At 64.7% G+C, this 21,305-nt stretch carries 15 protein-coding genes, 2 tRNA genes and 1 pseudogene; 17 read left to right on the plus strand and 1 reads right to left on the minus strand.

Annotated elements, in window-relative coordinates:
* The 17 genes and pseudogenes from tuf to dgt form a co-directional block, all read left to right on the plus strand.
* A pseudogene (tuf, locus tag VHA82_RS10115) lies at window positions 1–141 on the plus strand (elongation factor Tu); the annotation flags it as partial.
* Between the two features lie 12 nt (window positions 142–153).
* A tRNA-Trp gene (locus tag VHA82_RS10120) sits at window positions 154–229 on the plus strand.
* A 93-nt stretch (window positions 230–322) separates the two neighbouring features.
* On the plus strand, window positions 323–706 hold the full coding sequence (secE, locus tag VHA82_RS10125) for a preprotein translocase subunit SecE (protein WP_325543117.1): 384 nt from the start codon (window positions 323–325) through the stop codon (window positions 704–706).
* 76 nt (window positions 707–782) lie between these two features.
* The gene (gene nusG, locus VHA82_RS10130) at window positions 783–1,310 is read left to right on the plus strand and encodes a transcription termination/antitermination protein NusG (protein WP_414708643.1); all 528 of its coding nucleotides are present in this window, start codon (window positions 783–785) and stop codon (window positions 1,308–1,310) included.
* A 144-nt stretch (window positions 1,311–1,454) separates the two neighbouring features.
* Complete coding sequence (gene rplK / locus VHA82_RS10135) at window positions 1,455–1,886, plus strand: 50S ribosomal protein L11 (RefSeq protein ID WP_325543122.1); 432 nt, start codon at window positions 1,455–1,457, stop codon at window positions 1,884–1,886.
* A complete protein-coding gene (rplA, locus tag VHA82_RS10140) occupies window positions 1,887–2,597 on the plus strand; it encodes a 50S ribosomal protein L1 (RefSeq protein ID WP_325543125.1) in 711 nt (236 codons plus the stop codon).
* A 211-nt stretch (window positions 2,598–2,808) separates the two neighbouring features.
* Window positions 2,809–3,318, plus strand: coding sequence for a 50S ribosomal protein L10 (rplJ, locus tag VHA82_RS10145; protein ID WP_325543127.1), 510 nt, complete (start codon window positions 2,809–2,811; stop codon window positions 3,316–3,318).
* A 64-nt stretch (window positions 3,319–3,382) separates the two neighbouring features.
* On the plus strand, window positions 3,383–3,763 hold the full coding sequence (rplL, locus tag VHA82_RS10150) for a 50S ribosomal protein L7/L12 (protein ID WP_325543129.1): 381 nt from the start codon (window positions 3,383–3,385) through the stop codon (window positions 3,761–3,763).
* Between the two features lie 280 nt (window positions 3,764–4,043).
* Window positions 4,044–8,156: a DNA-directed RNA polymerase subunit beta gene (gene rpoB, locus VHA82_RS10155; RefSeq protein WP_325543131.1), complete on the plus strand. Its 4,113-nt coding sequence runs from the start codon at window positions 4,044–4,046 to the stop codon at window positions 8,154–8,156.
* A 78-nt stretch (window positions 8,157–8,234) separates the two neighbouring features.
* Window positions 8,235–12,473 carry a DNA-directed RNA polymerase subunit beta' gene (rpoC, locus tag VHA82_RS10160; RefSeq protein ID WP_325543133.1) on the plus strand — a complete coding sequence of 1,413 codons (4,239 nt, stop codon included), beginning with the start codon at window positions 8,235–8,237 and terminating at the stop codon, window positions 12,471–12,473.
* Between the two features lie 69 nt (window positions 12,474–12,542).
* On the plus strand, window positions 12,543–13,115 hold the full coding sequence (locus VHA82_RS10165; RefSeq protein WP_325543135.1) for a LemA family protein: 573 nt from the start codon (window positions 12,543–12,545) through the stop codon (window positions 13,113–13,115).
* Complete coding sequence (rsmB, locus tag VHA82_RS10170) at window positions 13,112–14,428, plus strand: 16S rRNA (cytosine(967)-C(5))-methyltransferase RsmB (protein WP_325543137.1); 1,317 nt, start codon at window positions 13,112–13,114, stop codon at window positions 14,426–14,428. Before VHA82_RS10165 ends, rsmB begins: the two co-directional genes overlap by 4 nt.
* A 34-nt stretch (window positions 14,429–14,462) precedes the next feature.
* Entirely contained in the window at window positions 14,463–15,011 is a 549-nt protein-coding gene (locus VHA82_RS10175; protein ID WP_325543139.1) for a DUF4390 domain-containing protein, read from the plus strand.
* Window positions 15,008–17,281 (plus strand): sensor histidine kinase, encoded by a 2,274-nt coding sequence (locus VHA82_RS10180; RefSeq protein ID WP_414708640.1) that lies wholly within the window; start codon window positions 15,008–15,010, stop codon window positions 17,279–17,281. The genes VHA82_RS10175 and VHA82_RS10180 overlap by 4 nt, the downstream gene beginning before the upstream one ends.
* A 65-nt stretch (window positions 17,282–17,346) precedes the next feature.
* Window positions 17,347–18,060, plus strand: coding sequence for a response regulator (locus tag VHA82_RS10185; RefSeq protein ID WP_325543428.1), 714 nt, complete (start codon window positions 17,347–17,349; stop codon window positions 18,058–18,060).
* 92 nt (window positions 18,061–18,152) lie between these two features.
* Window positions 18,153–18,228 (plus strand) — tRNA-Phe (locus VHA82_RS10190).
* A 359-nt stretch (window positions 18,229–18,587) separates the two neighbouring features.
* Window positions 18,588–19,955, plus strand: coding sequence for a dGTP triphosphohydrolase (dgt, locus tag VHA82_RS10195; protein WP_325543144.1), 1,368 nt, complete (start codon window positions 18,588–18,590; stop codon window positions 19,953–19,955).
* Window positions 19,956–20,302: 347 nt separating this feature from the next.
* Here dgt and VHA82_RS10200 read toward each other — a convergent pair whose 3' ends face one another.
* The gene (locus VHA82_RS10200; protein WP_325543146.1) at window positions 20,303–21,154 is read right to left on the minus strand and encodes a PGN_0703 family putative restriction endonuclease; all 852 of its coding nucleotides are present in this window, start codon (window positions 21,152–21,154) and stop codon (window positions 20,303–20,305) included.
* Between the last annotated feature and the right edge of the window lie 151 nt (window positions 21,155–21,305).

Below are 21,305 nucleotides of genomic sequence, written 5' to 3' on the forward strand. Positions count from 1 at the left end.
GAAATGGTGATGCCGGGCGACAACGTGACGATCACGGTGAAGCTGATCGCCCCGATCGCCATGGAAGAGGGCCTGCGGTTTGCCATCCGCGAGGGCGGCAAGACGGTGGGCGCGGGCGTCGTCGCCAAGATCATGGAGTAAGGAGTTCGGCGAAGGGGTATAGCTCAATTGGCAGAGCGTCGGTCTCCAAAACCGAAGGTTGTAGGTTCGATTCCTACTGCCCCTGCCACGTGAGTGGCGCCCACCGAAAACGAGCCCGGCCGCGTGTCGGGCTTCAGCGTCTCAGGAGACGCATAGATATTTGCAGGAATTGACGCCAAAGATGGCCGCTTCTCAAGTTGAAACCGTCAGTACCGGCGCCGACAAGGCGAAGCTGGGCGGCTCGATCGCCCTGGTGATCGCCGCCGTCGCGGGCTTCTACCTGCTCGGCAAGCAGGGCCCCATCGCCCAGTGGGGCGCGCTGGTGGCGGGCCTGGTGGCTGCCGTGGTGGTGTTCTTCACGTCCGAGCCGGGCAAGGAGTTCGTCGCCTTCGCGCGCGATGCGTGGAAAGAAGTGAAGAAGGTCGTCTGGCCGAGCCGCAAGGAGGCGATCCAGATGACCGCGTACGTGTTCGGCTTCGTCGCGGTCATGGCCCTGTTCCTCTGGACGACCGACAAGACCCTGGAATGGGTGTTCTACGACCTGATCCTCGGGTGGAAGAAATAAAGCGATGAGCGAAACCGAGAACCAGAATAGCGAAGCGCCGGAAGGCGGCGTGCCGGCCAAGCCGAAGCACCCCGACATGCGCTGGTATGTCGTGCACGCCTATTCCGGCATGGAAAAGGCGGTGGAGCGCAACATCCGCGAGCGCATCGTCCGCTCGGGCATGCAGGACATGTTCGGCGAGATCCTGGTGCCGACGGAAGAAGTGGTCGAGATCAAGAACGGCCAGAAGCGCACGTCCGAACGCCGGTTCTACCCGGGCTACGTGCTCGTGCAGATGATCATGAACGACGACACCTGGCACCTGGTGAAGCACACCAACAAGGTGACGGGCTTCGTGGGCGGTGCCAAGAACCGTCCGGCGCCGATCAGCGACGAAGAGGTCGCGAAGATCATGGGCCAGATCGAAGAGGGCGTGGAGAAGCCGCGCCACAAGGTCGAATTCACGGTGGGCGAGTACGTTCGCGTGAAGGACGGCCCGTTCACGGACTTCAACGGCACAGTCGAGGAAGTCAACTACGAGAAGAGCAAGGTGCGCGTGTCCGTCACGATCTTCGGCCGCGCGACGCCGGTGGAACTGGAATTTGCCCAGGTCGAAAAGACCTGAGCGCCCCAGATGCGCGCCTTCGCGGCTCGGCGCGCATCGCAGGGTGGGGTGACCGAAGGGTGCCCCGCCGAATGAGTGAGCTGATAACCCCCGGGGAGCCCGGTGCGAGACACCTGGCGCTACGACCCGCAAGGAAAGTGAACCATGGCGAAGAAAATCGTCGGCTTCATCAAGCTGCAAGTGCCGGCCGGCAAGGCCAACCCGTCGCCGCCGATCGGGCCCGCGCTCGGTCAGCGCGGCCTGAACATCATGGAGTTCTGCAAGGCGTTCAACGCCCAGACCCAGGGCGTCGAGCCCGGGTTGCCGCTGCCGGTGGTGATCACCGCGTTCGCGGACAAGAGCTTCACCTTCATCATCAAGACGCCGCCTGCGACGACGCTGATCAAGAAGGCGATCAAGCTGGACAAGGGCTCGCAGCGGCCGCACACCGACAAGGTCGGCAAGATCACCCGCGCGCAGCTCGAGGAGATCGCCAAGACCAAGATGAAGGACATGACGGCCGCCGATCTCGACGCGGCCGTGAGGACCATCGCGGGCTCGGCCCGCTCGATGGGCGTGACCGTGGAGGGCGTGTAAATGGCCAAGCTCACGAAAAAGCAGAAGTCCCTGCAGGGCAAGGTGGACAGCACGAAGCTCTATCCGCTGCCCGACGCGCTCGGGATGGTGAAGGACGCCGCGACGGCCAAGTTCGATGAATCCATCGACGTGGCGGTGCAGCTCGGCATCGACCCGAAGAAGTCGGACCAGGTGGTGCGCGGCGCGGTCGTCATGCCCAACGGCACCGGCAAGACCAAGCGCGTGGCGGTGTTCGCACAGGGTCCGAAGGCGGATGAAGCCAAGGCGGCCGGCGCGGACGTGGTCGGCATGGACGACCTCGCGGCGCAGGTGAAGTCGGGCACCATCAACTTCGACGTGGTGATTGCCGCGCCGGATGCGATGCGCGTCGTCGGCCAGCTCGGCCAGATCCTGGGTCCGCGCGGCCTGATGCCGAACCCGAAGGTGGGCACGGTCACGCCGGACGTCGCCACCGCGGTGAAGAACGCGAAGGCGGGCCAGGTTCAGTTTCGGGCTGACAAGGCGGGGATCATCCACGCCACGATCGGCCGGCGCTCGTTCGAATCCGACAAGCTGCAAGGCAACCTCACGGCGCTCATCGATGCGCTGAACAAGGCCAAGCCGGCAACGAGCAAGGGTGTGTACCTGAGGAAAGTCGCGGTTTCGTCGACGATGGGTGTGGGCGTTCGCGTGGATACGCAGACGATCGCCACGACGCCTGTCGCGGCGTAACCGCAGCTGTGGTGGGCCGCCGTCGCGAGACGGCGGGCCATCCAAGACCGTTGGCGGGGGGTGACCCTCTTAATCGGCGAAGAAAGCCGGCCAACGCAGATGGCGATCCCGCCGCGAAAGAGATTGAGAGATTTCTGGAAACGGTTGGTCGCTGGATCAAAGGGCGCGTGGAGGGGGAAAGACCCCGAAACGCATTTTGAAGGAGTAGACCTTGAGTCTGAATCGCAGTGAGAAGCAAGCCGTCATCGACGAGGTGACGGCTCTCGCCGCAAAAGCTCAAACGCTGGTGATGGCGGAATACCGCGGCATCGCGGTCGCCGACATGACGAAGCTGCGCGCCAGTGCCCGCAGCCAGGGCGTGGACCTGAGTGTTCTGAAGAACACGCTGGCCCGCCGGGCTGTGACCGGTTCGAGCTTCGAAGTGGCGAGCGGCCAGATGACCGGCCCGCTGATCTATGGCTTTTCCGTGGACGCCGTGGCCGCCGCGAAGGTGGTGGCCGATTTCGCGAAGACGAACGACAAGCTCGTCATCCGCGGCGGTGTGTACGGGGGCAAGGCCCTGGACGTCAACGGCGTGAAGACGCTTGCGAACATCCCGACGAAGGAAGTTCTGCTGGCGCAGCTTTGCGGCCTGCTGCAGTCGCCCATCTCCCGCACCGCGGGCGTGCTGGCGGCTCTGGCGAAGAAGAAGGAAGAAGGCGCTGCTGCCGCCGCCGCCTGACCTCGAGTCGGCCGCGGCGCGAAAGCAGCCCTACCGGTAACCAACTTATTTCGGAAAGTTCAAAATGGCATTCGACAAAGACGCATTCCTGACGGCGCTGGACAGCATGACCGTCATGGAACTCAATGACCTCGTGAAGGCGATCGAAGAGAAGTTCGGCGTGTCCGCCGCGTCGATGGCCGCTCCGGCTGCCGGTGGCGCCGGCGCCGCCGCCGCCGCTCCGGTCGAAGAGAAGACCGAATTCACCGTGCAGCTGCTGGAAGCCGGCGCGAACAAGGTGTCGGTCATCAAGGCGGTTCGCGAAATCACGGGCCTGGGGCTGAAGGAAGCCAAGGATCTGGTGGACGGCGCGCCGAAGCCCGTCAAGGAAGGCATCGCCAAGGCCGACGCCGAGGCCGCGAAGAAGAAGCTGGAAGACGCCGGCGCCAAGGTCGAACTCAAGTAATTCGATCCAGGCCCGGGGCTGGAGCGTCCTTCGGAAAGGGCCTCCAGCCTTTGGCGCTTCAGGAGAGGTGCGAAGAAAGCACCCGTAAACATCGCCCAGGCGTGGCCCGGCGCGGTTTTTACGAGTGACTTCTGACCCGACTGCAGAAGACTGCTTGGTTCGGGCCCCGTGCAACGCAGGGCCGTCCGCCAAGGTTGGTAGTGGCCAACCCGCCAAGAGCGTCCCGAAAACCGCCCGTTTCGGGAACCGACAGTTGCGAGCTGACTAGCCCGGAGATCTCATGGCCTATTCCTACACCGAACGCAAGCGCATCCGCAAGAGTTTCGGCAAGCGCGACAGCGTGCTCGACGTGCCGTACCTGCTGCAGATGCAGAAGGACGCGTACACCGCGTTCCTGCAAGCCGACCTTCCGCCGCAAAAACGAACCATCGAAGGCTTGCAGGCCGCTTTCGACTCCGCATTCCCGATCGTCTCCCACAACGGCTTCGTGGAGATGAAGTTCATCGAGTACAACCTCGCGAAGCCGGCGTTCGACGTGCGCGAGTGCCAGACGCGCGGCCTCACCTTCGCGTCGGCCGTGCGCGCGCGCGTGCAGCTCATCATCTACGACCGCGAGTCGTCCACGCCGCAGTCGAAGGTGGTGAAGGAGGTGAAGGAGCAGGAGGTCTACATGGGCGAAGTGCCGCTCATGACGGACAAAGGCTCGTTCATCATCAACGGCACCGAGCGCGTGATCGTGTCGCAGCTGCACCGCTCCCCGGGTGTCTTCTTCGAGCACGACAAGGGCAAGACGCACAGCTCGGGCAAGCTGCTTTTCTCCGCGCGGATCATCCCGTATCGCGGCTCGTGGCTCGACTTCGAATTCGACCCGAAGGACGTGCTCTATTTCCGCGTCGACCGCCGCCGCAAGATGCCGGTCACGATTCTTCTGAAGGCGATCGGACTCACGCCGGAGACGATCCTCGCGAACTTCTTCGTGAACGACAACTTCCGCCTCATGGATACGGGCGCGCAGCTCGAATTCGTGCCGGAGCGCCTGCGCGGCGAAGTGGCGCGCTTCGACATCACGGACAAGTCCGGCAAGGTCGTCATCGCGAAGGACAAGCGCGTCACCGCGCGGCACACGCGCGAGCTCGAGCAGACGGGCACGACGCACATCTCCGTGCCCGAGGACTTCCTCGTCGGCCGGGTGGTCGCTCGCAACATCATCGATCCGGAGACGGGCGAAATCATCGCGAAGGCGAACGACGAGCTCACCGAGTCGCTGCTGAAGAAGCTGCGCGCCGCGCACATCCAGGAGCTGCAGGCGATCTACACGAACGAGCTGGACCAGGGCCCGTACATCAGCCAGACGCTGCGCATCGACGAGACGGTCGACGAGTTCGCCGCGCGCGTCGCGATCTACCGCATGATGCGCCCCGGCGAGCCGCCGACCGAAGACGCCGTGCAGGCGCTCTTCCAGCGCCTCTTCTACAACCCGGACACGTACGACCTGTCGCGCGTGGGCCGCATGAAGTTCAACGCCAAGGTCGGGCGCGACAACTCCGACGGCCCGATGGTCCTCACCAACGACGACATCCTCGCGGTCGTGAAGATCCTCGTGGACCTGCGCAACGGCCGCGGCGAAGTGGACGACATCGACCACCTGGGCAACCGCCGCGTGCGCTGCGTGGGCGAGCTGGCGGAAAACCAGTACCGCACGGGTCTCGCGCGGATCGAAAAGGCCGTGAAGGAACGCCTCGGCCAGGCCGAACAAGAGCCGCTGATGCCGCACGACCTGATCAACTCCAAGCCGATCTCCGCGGCGCTGAAGGAGTTCTTCGGCGCCTCGCAGCTGTCGCAGTTCATGGACCAGACGAACCCGCTGTCGGAGATCACGCACAAGCGCCGCGTCTCCGCGCTCGGCCCGGGCGGCCTGACGCGCGAACGTGCCGGCTTCGAAGTGCGCGACGTGCACGTCACGCATTACGGCCGCGTGTGCCCGATCGAGACGCCGGAAGGCCCGAACATCGGCCTCATCAACTCGCTCGCGCTCTATGCGCGCCTGAACGAATACGGCTTCATCGAGACGCCGTACCGCCGGGTGCACGACAGCAAGGTCACGAACGAGATCGACTACCTCTCGGCGATCGAAGAAGGCAAGTACGTGATCGCGCAGGCCAACGCCACGCTCGACAAGGAAGGCCGGCTGACCGGTGACCTCGTCTCCGCGCGCGAAAAGGGCGAATCGATCCTGGTGGGCGCCGACCGCATCCAGTACATGGACGTGTCGCCCGCGCAGATCGTCTCGGTGGCCGCTTCGCTCGTGCCCTTCCTCGAGCACGACGACGCGAACCGCGCGCTGATGGGCGCCAACATGCAGCGCCAGGCGGTGCCGGTGCTGCGTCCGGAGAAGGCTTTCGTCGGCACGGGCATCGAACGCGTGTCGGCGGTCGACTCGGGCACGGTGGTCACGGCCAATCGCGGCGGCGTGGTGGACTATGTCGACGCGACGCGCATCGTGGTGCGCGTGAACGACGACGAAGCCGCCGCCGGTGAAGTGGGCGTGGACATCTACAACCTCATCAAGTATCAGCGCTCCAACCAGAACACGAACATCCACCAGCGTCCGATCGTGAAGCGCGGCGACAAGATCTGCCGCGGCGACGTGATCGCCGACGGCGCGTCGACGGATCTCGGTGAGCTCGCGCTCGGCCAGAACATGCTCGTCGCTTTCATGCCCTGGAACGGCTACAACTTCGAGGACTCGATCCTCATCAGCGAACGCGTCGTGGCGGATGACCGCTACACCTCGATCCACATCGAGGAGCTCGTGGTGATGGCGCGCGACACGAAACTCGGCCCCGAGGAAATCACGCGCGACATCCCGAACCTGTCGGAGCAGCAGCTCAACCGCCTGGACGAGTCGGGCATCATCTACGTCGGCGCGGAAGTGCAGCCGGGCGACGTGCTGGTGGGCAAGGTCACGCCCAAGGGCGAGACCACGCTCACGCCGGAAGAAAAGCTCCTGCGCGCGATCTTCGGCGAGAAGGCTTCGGACGTGAAGGACACCTCGCTGCGCGTCGACCAGGGCTCGCAAGGCACCGTGATCGACGTGCAGGTGTTCACGCGCGAAGGCATCCAGCGCGACAAGCGCGCGCAGCAGATCATCGACGATGAACTGAAACGCTTCCGCCTCGACCTGAACGACCAGCTTCGCATCGTGGAAGCCGACGCGTTCGACCGGATCGCGAAGCTCCTGAACGGGCGAGTGGCCAACGGCGGACCGCAAAAGCTGATGAAGGGCGCGAAGATCGACCGTGCCTACCTCGACTCGGTCGAGAAGTACCACTGGTTCGATATCCGCCCGGCGGAAGACGACATCGCCTCGCAGCTCGAGTCGATCAAGAACTCGCTCGAGCAGACGCGCCACAGCTTCGACCTCGCGTTCGAAGAGAAGAGAAAGAAGCTCACGCAAGGCGACGAGCTGCCCGCGGGCGTGCTGAAGATGGTGAAGGTGTACCTCGCCGTCAAGCGCCGCCTGCAGCCCGGCGACAAGATGGCCGGCCGCCACGGCAACAAGGGGGTGGTGTCGAAGATCGTTCCGGTCGAGGACATGCCCTACATGGCCGACGGCACACCGTGCGACATCGTGCTGAACCCGCTGGGCGTGCCCTCGCGCATGAACGTGGGGCAGGTGCTCGAAGTGCATCTGGGGTGGGCGGCCAAAGGCATCGGGCAGCGCATCGGCAACATGCTGCAGGAAGAGGCCAAGGCCGCGGAGCTGCGCAAGTTCATGGACGAGCTGTACAACAAGTCGGGCAAGCGCGAAGCGCTGGGTGACCTCGCCGAAGGCGAAGTGATCGAGATGGCCGGTGAACTCGCGAAGGGCATCCCCTTCGCGACACCGGTCTTCGACGGCGCGTCGGAAGAGGAAATCCGCGGCATGCTGCAGATGGCCTATCCGGAGGAAGTCGCCAAACGCAAGGGCCTCACGGCCACGCGCACGCAGGCCTACCTGTACGACGGGCGCACCGGAGACCAGTTCGAGCGCGCGGTGACCGTGGGCTACATGCACGTGCTGAAGCTGCACCACCTCGTGGACGACAAGATGCACGCGCGCTCGACCGGCCCGTACTCGCTGGTCACGCAGCAGCCGCTCGGCGGCAAGGCCCAGTTCGGCGGCCAGCGTTTCGGCGAAATGGAAGTGTGGGCGCTCGAAGCCTACGGAGCTTCCTACACGCTGCAGGAAATGCTGACCGTGAAGTCCGACGACGTGCAGGGCCGCACCAAGGTGTACGAGTCCATCGTCAAGGGCGAGCACGCGATCGACGCCGGCATGCCGGAGTCGTTCAACGTGCTGGTGAAGGAAATCAGGTCGCTCGGCATCGACATCGAACTCGAGCGTTCGTAATGCTTTGTGGGTCGGATCACGAATTTGCGAAGCAAATTGTGCTCTGACCCCAACTGATCAAGAAAGGAACAGAGTTTCATGAAATCGCTACTCGACCTGTTCAAGCAGTTCACGCCGGACGAGCATTTCGATGCCATCCGCATCGGCATCGCCTCGCCCGAGAAGATCCGTTCCTGGTCCTTCGGCGAAGTGAAGAAGCCGGAGACGATCAACTACCGCACGTTCAAGCCCGAACGCGACGGCCTCTTCTGCGCCAAGATCTTCGGCCCGATCAAGGACTACGAGTGCCTGTGCGGCAAGTACAAGCGCCTGAAGCACCGCGGCGTGATCTGCGAGAAGTGCGGCGTGGAAGTGACGCAGACCAAGGTGCGCCGCGAACGCATGGGCCACATCGACCTGGCCGCGCCGTGCGCGCACATCTGGTTCCTGAAGTCCCTGCCTTCGCGCCTGGGCCTCGTGCTCGACATGACGCTGCGCGACATCGAGCGCGTGCTGTACTTCGAAGCGTACGTCGTGACCGACCCCGGCATGACACCGCTCAAGAAGTTCGGCATCATGTCCGAGGACGACTACGAGGCCAAGCGAAAGGAGTACGGTGACGAATACGTCGCCAAGATGGGCGCCGAAGGCATCAAGGACCTGCTGCAGGGCATCGACCTCGACGTCGAGATCGAGAAGCTGCGCGGCGACCTCACCGGCTCGGAAGTGAAGGTGAAGAAGAACGCGAAGCGCCTGAAGGTGCTCGAGGCGTTCAAGAAGTCGGGCATGAAGCCCGAGTGGATGGTGATGGACGTGCTGCCCGTGCTGCCGCCCGACCTGCGTCCGCTCGTGCCGCTCGACGGCGGCCGCTTCGCGACCTCCGACCTGAACGACCTCTATCGCCGCGTCATCAACCGCAACTCGCGCCTGAAGCGCCTGCTGGAGCTGAAGGCGCCCGAAATCATCGCGCGCAACGAACAGCGCATGCTGCAGGAAGCCGTCGACTCGCTGCTCGACAACGGCCGCCGCGGCAAGGCCATGACCGGCGCGAACAAGCGGGCTCTCAAGTCGCTCGCCGACATGATCAAGGGCAAGAGCGGCCGCTTCCGCCAGAACCTGCTCGGCAAGCGCGTCGACTACTCGGGCCGTTCGGTCATCACCGTGGGCCCGACGCTCAAGCTGCACCAGTGCGGCCTGCCGAAGCTGATGGCGCTCGAACTCTTCAAGCCCTTCATCTTCTCGCGCCTGGAAGCCATGGGCATCGCGACCACGATCAAGGCCGCGAAGAAGGAAGTCGAAGCCGGCACGCCGGTGGTGTGGGACATCCTGGAAGAAGTGATCAAGGAGCATCCGGTGCTCCTGAACCGCGCGCCCACGCTGCACCGCCTGGGCATCCAGGCGTTCGAGCCGATCCTGATCGAAGGCAAGGCGATCCAGCTGCACCCGCTCGTGTGCGCGGCGTTCAACGCCGACTTCGACGGCGACCAGATGGCTGTGCACGTGCCGCTGTCGGTGGAAGCGCAGATGGAAGCGCGCACGCTGATGCTCGCCTCCAACAACGTGCTGTTCCCGGCCTCGGGCGAACCGTCCATCGTGCCTTCGCAGGACGTGGTGCTCGGCCTCTACTACACGACGCGCGAGCGCATCAACGCGAGGGGTGAAGGCCTCATCTTCTCCGACGTGCCCGAAGTGCAGCGCGCGCTCGACGCCGGCGTGGTGGAACTCACGGCGAAGATCGCCGTGCGCCTCACCGAGTGGAACCGCGACAAGACGAGCGGCGAGTTCGTTCCGTCGACGTCGCTCGTCGACACGACGGTCGGCCGCGCGCTGCTCTCCGAAATCCTGCCCAAGGGCCTGCCTTTCAGCAACCTGAACAAGGCCCTCAAGAAGAAGGAGATCTCGCGCCTCATCAACGCGTCCTTCCGCAAGTGCGGCCTGAAGGAAACGGTGGTGTTCGCGGACAAGCTGCTGCAAAACGGCTTCCGCCTCGCGACGAAGGCCGGCATCTCGATCGCCATCGACGACATGCTGGTGCCCAAGGAAAAGCACAACATCATCGAGCGCTCCGAAAAGGAAGTGAAGGAGATCGAGCAGCAGTATGTCTCGGGCCTCGTCACCGCCGGCGAGCGCTACAACAAGGTGGTGGACATCTGGGGCAAGGCGGGCGACGAAGTGTCGCGCGTGATGATGGCCCAGCTCGCGAAGGAGAAGGTGACCGACCGCAACGGCCGCGAAGTGGAGCAGGAGTCGTTCAACTCCATCTACATGATGGCCGACTCGGGCGCGCGCGGCTCCGCCGCGCAGATTCGCCAGCTCGCGGGCATGCGCGGCCTCATGGCCAAGCCGGACGGCTCGATCATCGAGACGCCCATCACGGCCAACTTCCGCGAGGGGCTGAACGTGCTGCAGTACTTCATCTCCACGCACGGCGCCCGAAAGGGTCTCGCCGACACGGCGCTGAAGACCGCGAACTCGGGCTACCTCACGCGCCGCCTCGTGGACGTGACGCAGGACCTCGTCGTGACCGAGGAGGACTGCACGACGACCGACGGCTCGCTCATGCGCGCCATCGTCGAAGGCGGCGAAGTGATCGAGTCGCTGCGCGACCGCATCCTCGGCCGCGTCGCCGCGGAGGACGTGCTGCACCCCGAGACGCGCGAGGTGATCGTGCAAGCCGGCAGCATGCTGGACGAAGACGCGATGGACGACATCGAGAACGCCGGCGTGGACGAAGTGCGCGTGCGCACGGCGCTCACCTGCGCGACGCGCTTCGGCCTGTGCTCCAAGTGCTACGGCCGCGACCTGGGCCGCGGCGGCCTCGTGAACGTCGGCGAAGCGGTGGGCGTGATCGCCGCGCAGTCGATCGGCGAGCCGGGCACGCAGCTCACGATGCGCACGTTCCACATCGGCGGCGCGGCGTCGCGTGCGGCCGTGGCCTCGAGCGTCGAAGCGAAGTCCTCGGGCCTTGTCGGCTTCAACCCGACGATGCGCTACGTGACGAACCAGAAGGGCGAACTCGTCGTCATCTCGCGTTCGGGCGAAATCGTGATCCACGACGAGCACGGCCGTGAGCGCGAGCGCCACAAGGTTCCGTACGGCGCGACGCTCACGGTGAAGGCCGATCAGCAGATCAAGGCCGGCACCGTGCTTGCCAACTGGGACCCGCTCACGCGACCCATCATCACGGAATTCGCGGGACGCGTGAAGTTCGAGAACGTCGAGGAAGGCCTCACCGTCGCCAAGCAGGTCGACGAAGTGACGGGACTTTCCACGCTCGTCGTGATCGACCCGAAGCGCCGCGGCTCCGCGAAGGTCGTGCGTCCGCAGGTGAAGCTGGTCGACCCGGCCGGCAACGAGGTGAAGATCCCCGGCACCGACCACTCGGTGACGATCCAGTTCCAGGTGGGCGCGCTGATCCAGGTGCGCGACGGCCAGGACGTGGGCCCCGGCGAAGTGCTGGCCCGCATCCCGGTGGAAGGCCAGAAGACCCGCGACATCACGGGCGGCCTGCCGCGCGTGGCGGAACTCTTCGAAGCGCGTTCGCCGAAGGACAAGGGCATCCTCGCCGAGATGACGGGCACGGTCTCGTTCGGCAAGGAAACCAAGGGCAAGGTGCGCCTGCAGATCACCGACCCGGACGGCAAGGTGTGGGAAGAACTCGTGCCGAAGGAAAAGAACATCCTCGTGCACGAAGGCCAGGTGGTGAACAAGGGCGAGTCGATCGTGGACGGCCCGGCGGACCCGCAGGACATCCTGCGCCTGCTCGGCATGGAGGAACTCGCGCGCTACATCGTCGACGAGGTGCAGGACGTCTATCGTCTGCAGGGTGTGAAGATCAACGACAAGCACATCGAGGTGATCGTTCGCCAGATGCTGCGCCGCGTGATCATCGAGAACCCGGGCGAGAGCGACTACATCGCGGGCGAACAGGTGGAGCGTTCGGAGATCCTCGACACGAACGACCGGCTGCGCGGCGAAAACAAGATCCCCGCGACCTACAGCAACCTGCTGCTGGGGATCACGAAGGCGTCGCTCTCGACCGACTCGTTCATTTCGGCCGCCTCGTTCCAGGAAACGACGCGCGTGCTCACCGAAGCGGCGATCATGGGCAAGCGCGACGAACTGCGCGGCCTGAAGGAAAACGTGATCGTCGGCCGCCTGATTCCCGCGGGCACCGGCATGGCGTACCACGTCGCGCGCAAGGCGAAGGACCAGATGGACGAGGCCGAGCGCCGCGCCATCGCCGATGCCGAAGCGGCCGAGCTCGCGAGCGTGGGTGAAGCCGCGCCGGGCGAGGCGGGCGACGCCGGCGAGAGCACGAGCACACCGATCCACTGAGGACGCCTCTTCGCTAAACTGCATGGCGCCATCGCTCCTCACGGGGCGGTGGCGCTTTGTTTTGTACGGATGGAACCGGCATCTTCATCGTCCTGGATCGGGTGGGCCGCGGGCGCACTGCTGCTCTTCTGGGGCATCGGCGCGTACAACCGGCTCGTGCGCATGCGGGCGGACTGCAACGCCGCGTTCGCGGCGCTGGAGTCGCTGCTCACGCGGGAAGTGGAACTGGTGAACGCCTGCATGCCGGCCGACGAAGAATCGCACCCGCCTTCGCAGTTCGACGGTGTCAGCGCCTTCTGGAGCGGTTTGCACGGCGCGGCGATGCAGTTCGCGGCGTCGCTCGCGGCGGCGCGGCAAAAGCCGCTGGAGGCCGATCGCATCGCGGCGCTCGGCGCCGCTCAGGAGGTGCTGGAGATGGCGTGGGAACGCGCCGAGCGCGACGACGCGCACGACCTGGCGGGGCCACGCCTGCCGCGCGACATCACGGCCGAACGCGTCCAGGTTGCGGCGCAGGTCCAGGCAGCCATCGCGAAGTTCAACGAAGCGATCGCGCGCTACAACGAAGCGATCGCGCAGTTTCCCGCTTCGCTGCTCGCATGGCTCTTCGGCTTCCAGGCCGGACGCGGGCTGCGAGCGAAATGACGGCGGTGCCTCTCTGGCGGCAGCTGCAGGCGGCCGCATCGGTGATCGCGGCCGTGCGCAGCGGCGAGTCGGCGACGCCCGCGCTCGCGCGCGTGCCGAGCGAGCTGCGCGGTGCGGCGCAGTCGCTCTCGTTTCATGCATTGCGTGAGCTCGGCCGCGCGCAGGCGCTGCGAAGCAAGCTCGCGAGGCGCGCGCCCGCAGCGCCGGCGGATGCGCTGCTGCTCACGGCGCTGGCACTGTGCTGGCGTGCGGAAGACGCTCCCTACGAGTCATTCACGCTCGTGGACCAGGCGGTGGAAGCCGCGAAGCACGACCCGGCGATGCGCGGCCAGCATGCCTTCGTCAACGCCTGCCTGCGTCGCTTCCTGCGCGAGCGCGACGCGCTCGTCGCCGCGACCGACAAGGACCCGGTCGCGCGCTGGAACCATCCGAAGTGGTGGATCGAGCGAGTGAAGGCCGACTGGCCGGACACCTGGCAGCAGATCCTCGAAGCGAACAACGAGCCCGCCCCGCTGACGCTGCGCGTGAATACGCGGCGGTGGACGCGCGATGAGGCGGCTGCCGCGCTCGATCAGGCGGGCATTGCGTCCGACCCGGTGGGCGAAGCAGGCCTCGTGCTGCAAAGGGCCCGCGCGGTGAACGACATCCCTGGCTTCGCCGAAGGCAAGCTATCCGTGCAGGATGCCGGCGCGCAAGTCGCAGCGGCCTTGCTGCTCGGGCACCGGGAGGCGCAGGAGAAGCCGCTGCGCATCCTCGACGCCTGCGCCGCCCCCGGCGGCAAGACGGCGCACATCGCGGAGCTGAGCCACGCAGACCTTCTCGCGCTCGACATCGACCCAGCGCGTTGCGAGCGCATCGAAGACAACCTGCGCCGCCTGGGTCTGCACGCCAAAGTGCAAGCCGCGGACGCAGGAGACCCCGCGAGCTGGTGGGACGGCCGCTTCTTCGACGCCATCCTGCTCGATGCGCCCTGCACCGCCTCGGGCATCGTGCGACGCCACCCCGACGTGCGGTGGCTGCGCCGCGAAGCCGACATCGCATCACTCTCCGTACGACAGGCGCGGCTGCTCGATGCGCTCTGGCCGCTCGTGAAGAATGGCGGCCGCTTCGTGTACTGCACGTGCTCGGTGTTCCGTGCCGAGGGCGAGGCGCGCATCGCGGCGTTTGTTGCACACAACAAAGCGGCCGTTTTGCAGCCCGGCCCCGGCCATTTGATGCCCCAAACGAGAGCCAAGGCGCACGCGCTTAGGGACAATCTCCAGGGTGACCACGACGGTTTCTACTACGCATTGCTTCAAAAGCGCGGCAGCTAGGCTCGCGGGCCTTGTCCTCGTGCTGCTCGCCTGCATGGTCTGCGCATTGCCGGTGCGGGCCCAGCCGGGCCATGCCGAAATCACGCAGCTCGAAGTCGAGCGCGGGGAAGAAGGCATCCTGCTTACCGCGCACACGAAGTTCGACTTGCCGACGCCCGTGGAAGACGCGCTGGCCAAGGGCATCCCGATCTTTTTCGTGGCCGAGGCGACGGTGCTGCGGGACCGCTGGTACTGGTACGACAAGAAGATCGCCACGGCCACGCGGCACATGCGCCTGTCCTACCAGCCCCTCACGCGCCGCTGGCGGCTGCAGGTGTCGTCCGGCCCGATCGGCAGCTCCGGGCTTGCGCTCGGCCAGAGCTTCGACACGAAGGAAGAGGCGCTCGCGGCCGTGCAGCACATCGCGCACTGGAAGATCGCGGATGCGGAGCTCGACCCCGAGGCGCGCCATTCGGTGGAATTCAGCTTCCGGCTCGATGTGTCGCAGCTGCCGCGCCCGTTCCAGATCGGCGCTTTGGGCCAGGCCGACTGGAACATCGGCGCGAGCCGCACCCAGCGCATCGTCCTCGACGCGCAGAGGTGACGGCCGTGACGTTCGAAGAACCACGTTCGCGATCGCTCCTGGAAGCGTCGCCGCGTGCGTTGCGCTGGGCGATCGGCGTGGGCGCGACGGTGATGGTCGCGATCGGCATCGTGCTGCTGTTCCTGCTCACGCAGGCGACGGGCAACCGCGAGCTGTACGAGCAGAACTACGGCAAGCTGCTCGCGCTGAACGTGATCGTGGCGGGGCTGCTCTTCGCGGTGATCGTGTGGGTGGTGGTGCGCCTGGCTTCGCGCCTGAGACGCGGCAAGTTCGGCAGCCGGCTGCTCGTGAAGCTCGCCGCGATCTTCGCGCTGGTGGGCTTCATCCCCGGGCTTTTCATCTACGTCGTCTCCTACCAGTTCGTCTCTCGTTCGATCGAAAGCTGGTTCGATGTGAAGGTGGAAGGCGCGCTCGACGCGGGGCTGAGCCTCGGGCGGTCGTCGCTCGACACGCTCGCCAACGACTTCGCGAACAAGACGCGGGCCGCGGCGGTGCAACTGGCCGAAACCTCCGACAGCGGCGCGCCGCTCGCGCTCGAGCGCATGCGCGACCAGCTTGGCGCGACCGATGTGATCCTCTGGAGCGCGGCCGGTCAGGTCGTCGCGAGCGTCGGCCAGTCGCGCTTCCAGCTCAATCCCGAACGGCCTACGCCGCAGCAACTGCGTACCGCGCGCAGCCAGCGCACGCTTGCGATCATCGAGGGCCTGGACGAGCCCGGGCAGATCAGCAATGCGCGCATCAAGGCGATCGCGGTCGTGCCTGCGCCCAGTTTCGGGCTGCTGGCGGAGCCGCGCTTCCTGCAGGCGGTGCAGCCCTTGCCGACGACGCTCGTGCAAAACGCGATCGCGGTGCAGGAGGCGAACCGCGAATACCAGGAACGCGCACTCGCGCGCGAGGGCCTGCGCCGCATGTACATCGGCACGCTCACGCTGAGCCTTTTTCTGTCGGTGATGGGCGCGGTGCTGCTTGCGGTGGTGCTGGGCCACCAGCTCGCGCGGCCGCTGCTGCTGCTCGCGGCCGGCGTGCGCGAGGTGGCCGCGGGCGACCTATCGCCCAAGCCGGCACTGCAGGGCAAGGATGAGCTGGGCGGCCTCACGCGGTCGTTCGCGGAGATGACGCAGCAGCTCGCCGACGCGCGCGGCGCGGTGGAAAAGAGCATGGAGGAAGTGACGGCCGCGCGCACCAACCTGCAGACCATCCTGGACAACCTCACGGCCGGCGTGATCGTGCTCGACGCCGAAGGGCGCATCCTGAGCTCCAACCCGGGCGCGACGCGCATCCTGCGCGTGCCGCTCGCGGCGCAGGAGGGCCGGCGGCTCGCGGAAGTCGAGGGCCTGGAGAACTTCGGCAACGCGGTGCAGCAGCAGTTCGACGAATACATGGACGAACGGCGCCAGCACGGGCTGGACCACTGGCAGCAGTCGTTCGAGCTGAACGTGGCGCAGCAGCCGGGCATGGCGCAGGCGCACATGCTCACGCTCGTGGCGCGCGGCGCGGAGATGCCGGAGCACGCGCGCCTGCTGGTGTTCGACGACATCTCCGAGATCGTCTCGGCGCAGCGTGCGCAGGCCTGGGGTGAAGTGGCGCGGCGGCTTGCGCACGAGATCAAGAATCCGCTCACGCCGATCCAGTTGTCGGCCGAGCGGCTGGAGATGAAGTTGGCCGGGAAGCTCGGCGAGACCGAACGGGCGATCGTTCAGAAGTCCGTGCACACGATCGTCGACCAGGTGGACGCGATGAAGCGCCTGGTGAACGAATTTCGCGACTATGCGCGGCTGCCGACGGCGGCGCTGCGGCCGCTCGACATCAATGCCCTGGTTGCCGATGTGGTGCACCTTTACGAGCGCGAGGGCGATGCGCCCGCGGCGCTGTCGCATGCGACGGTGCGCATGCAGCTCGATGCGCGGTGCCCGCCCATCCTTGCGGATGCGCAGCAGCTGAGGCAGGTGATCCACAACCTGGTGCAGAACGCGCAGGACGCGACCGAGGGGCGCGAGCGGCGGGACGTGTTGATCCGCACGCAGTGGAACGAGGCGAGCCACCGGGTGCGGCTTGTGGTGCAGGATTCGGGGGTGGGCTTTCCCGATCACATCCTGAAGCGAGCGTTCGAGCCGTACGTGACGACGAAGCCGAAGGGGACGGGGCTGGGTCTTGCGGTCGTGAAAAAAATCGCGGATGAGCATGGCGCGCGGGTGGACCTGAAAAATCGCACAGAGCAGGGTGTGGTGCAGGGCGCCCAAGTGTCGTTATCATTCGCAGTTGCGAACTGACAACACTTGCCCGCAAGACGAAGAAGCGAATGGGGCGAGCGGTTTGCGGCAACCGATCATCCTCAATGGCAAACATATTGGTGGTCGACGACGAACTGGGCATCCGGGATCTGTTGTCGGAAATCTTGAACGACGAGGGCCACAGCGTCGAACTCGCGGAAAACGCGGCGCAGGCCCGGGGTGCGCGCCAGCGCATGCGCCCGGACCTGGTGCTGTTGGACATCTGGATGCCCGACACCGATGGCGTGACGCTGTTGAAGGAGTGGTCCACCACGGGCCAGCTGAGCATGCCGGTGGTGATGATGAGTGGCCATGCGACGATCGAGACCGCGGTGGAAGCGACGAAGATCGGTGCGCACTCGTTCCTGGAGAAGCCGATCACGATGCAGAAGCTGCTGAAGGCGGTGGAGGCGGGCTTGTCGCGCAATGGGGCAGCTGCCGGTGGTGCGGCTGCGATGCCGCGCAGGCCGGGGTTTGGTGTGAATGCGCCGATCCAGATGGCGGAGCTGACGGTGGAGGCCGCGATGACGGGCGGCCAGAGCCTGCCGCCGCCGATGGAGATGGGCCCGCAGGCGCGGCAGACGTTCGAGCTGGACAAGCCGCTGCGCGATGCGCGGGACGAGTTCGAGAAGTGCTACTTCGAGTTCCATCTGGCGAAGGAGGGTGGCTCGATGACGCGCGTGGCGGAGAAGACGGGGCTGGAGCGGACGCACCTGTATCGCAAGCTGAAGCAGCTTGGGGTGGATCTTTCGCGGGGGAAGAGGACGGGGGCGGGGTGAAGTTTCTCCCTCTCGCTTTGGGGAGGGTTGGGGTGAGGGGCGCGGCAAGCCGCGATTCGGGCTTCGCCCTCTTGCTATAATGGTCGGTTCTCGGCCTGGTAGCTCAGTTGGTAGAGCAGCGGATTGAAAATCCGCGTGTCGGTGGTTCGATTCCGCCCCAGGCCACCAGAATCGCAGCGCCTCGGTAGTTCGTAGCTCCGAGGCGCTTCTACTTTGCCTGAGGACCTGTCGAGAATCTCCTACTCGCCAACCTCGAAGCGGCGGCCTAGAATCGAACGGCCCAGGAGGTGCGGTGATGAAGACTCAAGAGAATCGGGTTGCCGAGACGGCCAGGAAGGCCGCTCAGAGCAGGTTCAGCCACTATCATCAGGTGATGTCGAGCTTGCAACCGCGCGAGAACGCGCAAAAGCCGGCGCGGCAAGAGACCAAGAAGCCGAGCAAGTCGAAGTAGCGGTTCGGTTTTGGAGGCAAGCCACCTTGGGGTGAGAGCCACCCTCGGGTGGCTTTTCTGTTTTCGGGAGGAGACGATGATCTACAAGGACAGCGACTGCGGGCGGATACGCCCTGAGCAAGAGGAACTGGACGTCGGTAGAAGTCCATTTCGGCGTGACTACGGGCGGCTTCTGCATTCCCCCAGCTTTCGCCGCCTGCAGGGCAAGACCCAACTTTTCCCGGGGCATGAATCCGATTTCTTTCGGAATCGGTTGACCCATTCGCTGGAAGTCGCGCAGATCGCGAAGGGCATCGCGCAGATGATCAACACGACGGACGAGCGCTTTCAGACGAATCGGATCGATGTCGACCTTGTCGAATTCGCGGGCCTGGCACACGACCTTGGGCATCCGCCATTCGGGCATAACGGCGAACACGCTCTCGACGACTGCATGAAGAAGAGCGGCGGTTTCGAAGGAAACGCGCAGACGCTTCGAATCCTCTGTCGTCTGGAAAAGAAAGTTCAGGTCGATGACGGTGTACTCGACATGATAGGAGTCTCCCCCGAAGGGGCGGACCGTCGACTCGGCTTGAACTTGACGTTTCGAAGCCTGGCGGCAGTGCTGAAGTACGACCGAGCCATTCCGTTGAAAAGACCGAAGGCCGCGCAATTGGTGAAGGGCTACTACGCCTCGGAGCAGCCTCTGGTGGATGCGATCAAGGCGGCAGTGGGCACACCGCCTCCGGGAGCGAAATTCAAGACGATCGAGTGTCAGATCATGGATATCGCAGACGACATCGCGTACTCCACCTACGATCTGGAGGACGCCATGAAAGGCGGCTTCACTCACCCGCTGCAGCTGCTTGGGAAGGTGCGCGGCAGCAAGGAATTGGTCGACAGGCTCCGCGACAAGATTGCCAAGGAGGTGGAGGATATCGAAGAGGCGGAAATTTATGAAGCGATCGCAAAGCTGCTTCAGTTCGAAGATCTAGGCGACGAGCCACTTGAGGCGTACACGACTTCCAAACTCATCGCGTCAGATGGCATGATGCGCTGCGACTTCTCTTCCGGCTTGGTGGGGAGCTTCATGCGGGGCATCACCGTCGGTTGGTTCGGAGAGGGCCAACATCGTTTCGCCGAGCTAATCGTTGATCGTGGAACCAGGATCAAGGTGGAGGCGCTCAAGCACTTGAATTACCTGCTTACCATCATGTCACCTCGCATGAAGGTGGTCGAGTATCGTGGCTACGACGTAGTTCGGGCCATCTTCGAAACACTCGATTCCGAAGAGGGCCATTTTCTGCTGCCGGATGATCTACAGACCATGTACGGACGCCTCAGGGACTCGGACTCCAAGCGCCGGATGGTATGCGACTTCGTGGCGGGTATGACGGACAGATACGCGGTGGAGTTCTACTCGCGTCTGAATGAATCCGGTGCGACAATCTTCAAGCCGCTTTAATGGCCTACAGGAGGTGCACCGACGGCAGTCAAACGCCCCGTGGCGAAGCCGGGCACGGTGACTTGCCCCCTGATTCCATGTGTCCCGCACGGGCGATCAGGATGCGCACCACGCTGCTAGTGGACTGTAACGATTAATTCGCTAGCATCATCATGTCGATCAAGGGCATGATGAATCTGAGCAAGAGTGAACGGATGGAACTGCAACGGCAAGCGAGCAAGAATGTCGAAATGCGGAACATTGCACGCGAATGGTGCCGCAATGAATCCTCGCCGGGAGAGTTCGGCAGCGACGAGGTACTCTCCCAAAGCCCCCGTGAGTTTGGTGCTCCGACCTGTCGCCATACGCTACCTCCTCACTTCGGGGAAGTATCTCGCTCTCAGGTAGGAAACGTACTCGGTCTCCTGCGCAGTCGCTTGACTGGCGATGTTCGCAAACACCTGCTGGTAAGTTCGAACGTGAAGCGGAAAATCCTCGGCGACGGTGACCGCGAAAGCAGCCGCCTCGTTAGCATGCTGTTCTCCCTCTGACGAGGGCGCGTCGTAATAGAGGTAGACGAGTTCGAAGTCGCACTTCGTCGACGCCAGACCAAGGGCATGCTTGAGCAACTGGGGTGCGTTCAGGAAATGGAATCGGAGCTGCCCGGACTGAATGCGCTCCGCAGCTTCTTGGCACAAAGGAAGACCCAGCTCCGCCCAAAGATATCTGTCCGATGGGAAGTACTTCTCCTTGAATGGCGACGCACGGCCTCGCGCCGGAACTAGCCACTCTGTGAACTTGGATTCGACGCCGACCAGCGACCCGTCAGCACGGGTGATCAACAAGTCGAGGTTCGGAGGCACCCCGGGCAAGCCGGTAGCGAGCTTTCCTTCGAATGAAGCGCCTTTGCCCTGGCCGGCAACATCGAGCCATCGCAGGATCAAGTCAGGCCGGTCAAGCCAGTGATCAAAAACGTTGGCCGCCAACGCGGACGAAGAGTGGAGTGCGCGCATCTTCGCCGGTCGCGCCGCCGTATCGGTCAGCTCGTTCCCGCTGCCCGCTTCAAAGCTTAGAACAGCGGTAGCATTCAAGGCTTTCGCGAGATTGCGCCCATAGTGCTCCACGTACCCTCTCTCATCGAACGCCAGACCAGTGCTCTCTGCCCATTTCCGCTGCGCAGCGTGGATCTGCTTCAAAGGTGATGTGGTCGGCATGGCCATAGGATTCTCAGGGAGGTAGGAGCAGAGTAGCGCGGCGTGTCTGGACTCGCAAGCCCCGGAAAGCTTCGATCGGTGTACATGGCGGTCCAGGAGCCTCACCGTGGTCGCGCGCTGATCGCCAGCTTTTCGTTCCGCCTCTCGCGGAGCAGGA

It is taken from the genome of Ramlibacter sp. (genome assembly GCF_035548915.1).
Classification (GTDB): Bacteria; Pseudomonadota; Gammaproteobacteria; order Burkholderiales; family Burkholderiaceae_C; genus Ramlibacter.

Bases quoted from the DNA above. Each gene is read 5' to 3' on its own strand.
- secE (WP_325543117.1), top strand. From the start codon at position 323: ATGGCCGCTTCTCAAGTTGAAACCGTCAGTACCGGCGCCGACAAGGCG.
- nusG (WP_414708643.1), top strand. From the start codon at position 783: ATGCGCTGGTATGTCGTGCACGCCTATTCCGGCATGGAAAAGGCGGTG.
- rplK (WP_325543122.1), top strand. From the start codon at position 1,455: ATGGCGAAGAAAATCGTCGGCTTCATCAAGCTGCAAGTGCCGGCCGGC.
- rplA (WP_325543125.1), top strand. From the start codon at position 1,887: ATGGCCAAGCTCACGAAAAAGCAGAAGTCCCTGCAGGGCAAGGTGGAC.
- rplL (WP_325543129.1), top strand. From the start codon at position 3,383: ATGGCATTCGACAAAGACGCATTCCTGACGGCGCTGGACAGCATGACC.
- rpoB (WP_325543131.1), top strand. From the start codon at position 4,044: ATGGCCTATTCCTACACCGAACGCAAGCGCATCCGCAAGAGTTTCGGC.
- rpoC (WP_325543133.1), top strand. From the start codon at position 8,235: ATGAAATCGCTACTCGACCTGTTCAAGCAGTTCACGCCGGACGAGCAT.
- VHA82_RS10165 (WP_325543135.1), top strand. From the start codon at position 12,543: ATGGAACCGGCATCTTCATCGTCCTGGATCGGGTGGGCCGCGGGCGCA.
- rsmB (WP_325543137.1), top strand. From the start codon at position 13,112: ATGACGGCGGTGCCTCTCTGGCGGCAGCTGCAGGCGGCCGCATCGGTG.
- VHA82_RS10175 (WP_325543139.1), top strand. From the start codon at position 14,463: ATGGTCTGCGCATTGCCGGTGCGGGCCCAGCCGGGCCATGCCGAAATC.
- VHA82_RS10185 (WP_325543428.1), top strand. From the start codon at position 17,347: ATGGCAAACATATTGGTGGTCGACGACGAACTGGGCATCCGGGATCTG.
- dgt (WP_325543144.1), top strand. From the start codon at position 18,588: ATGATCTACAAGGACAGCGACTGCGGGCGGATACGCCCTGAGCAAGAG.
- VHA82_RS10200 (WP_325543146.1), bottom strand. From the start codon at position 21,154: ATGGCCATGCCGACCACATCACCTTTGAAGCAGATCCACGCTGCGCAG.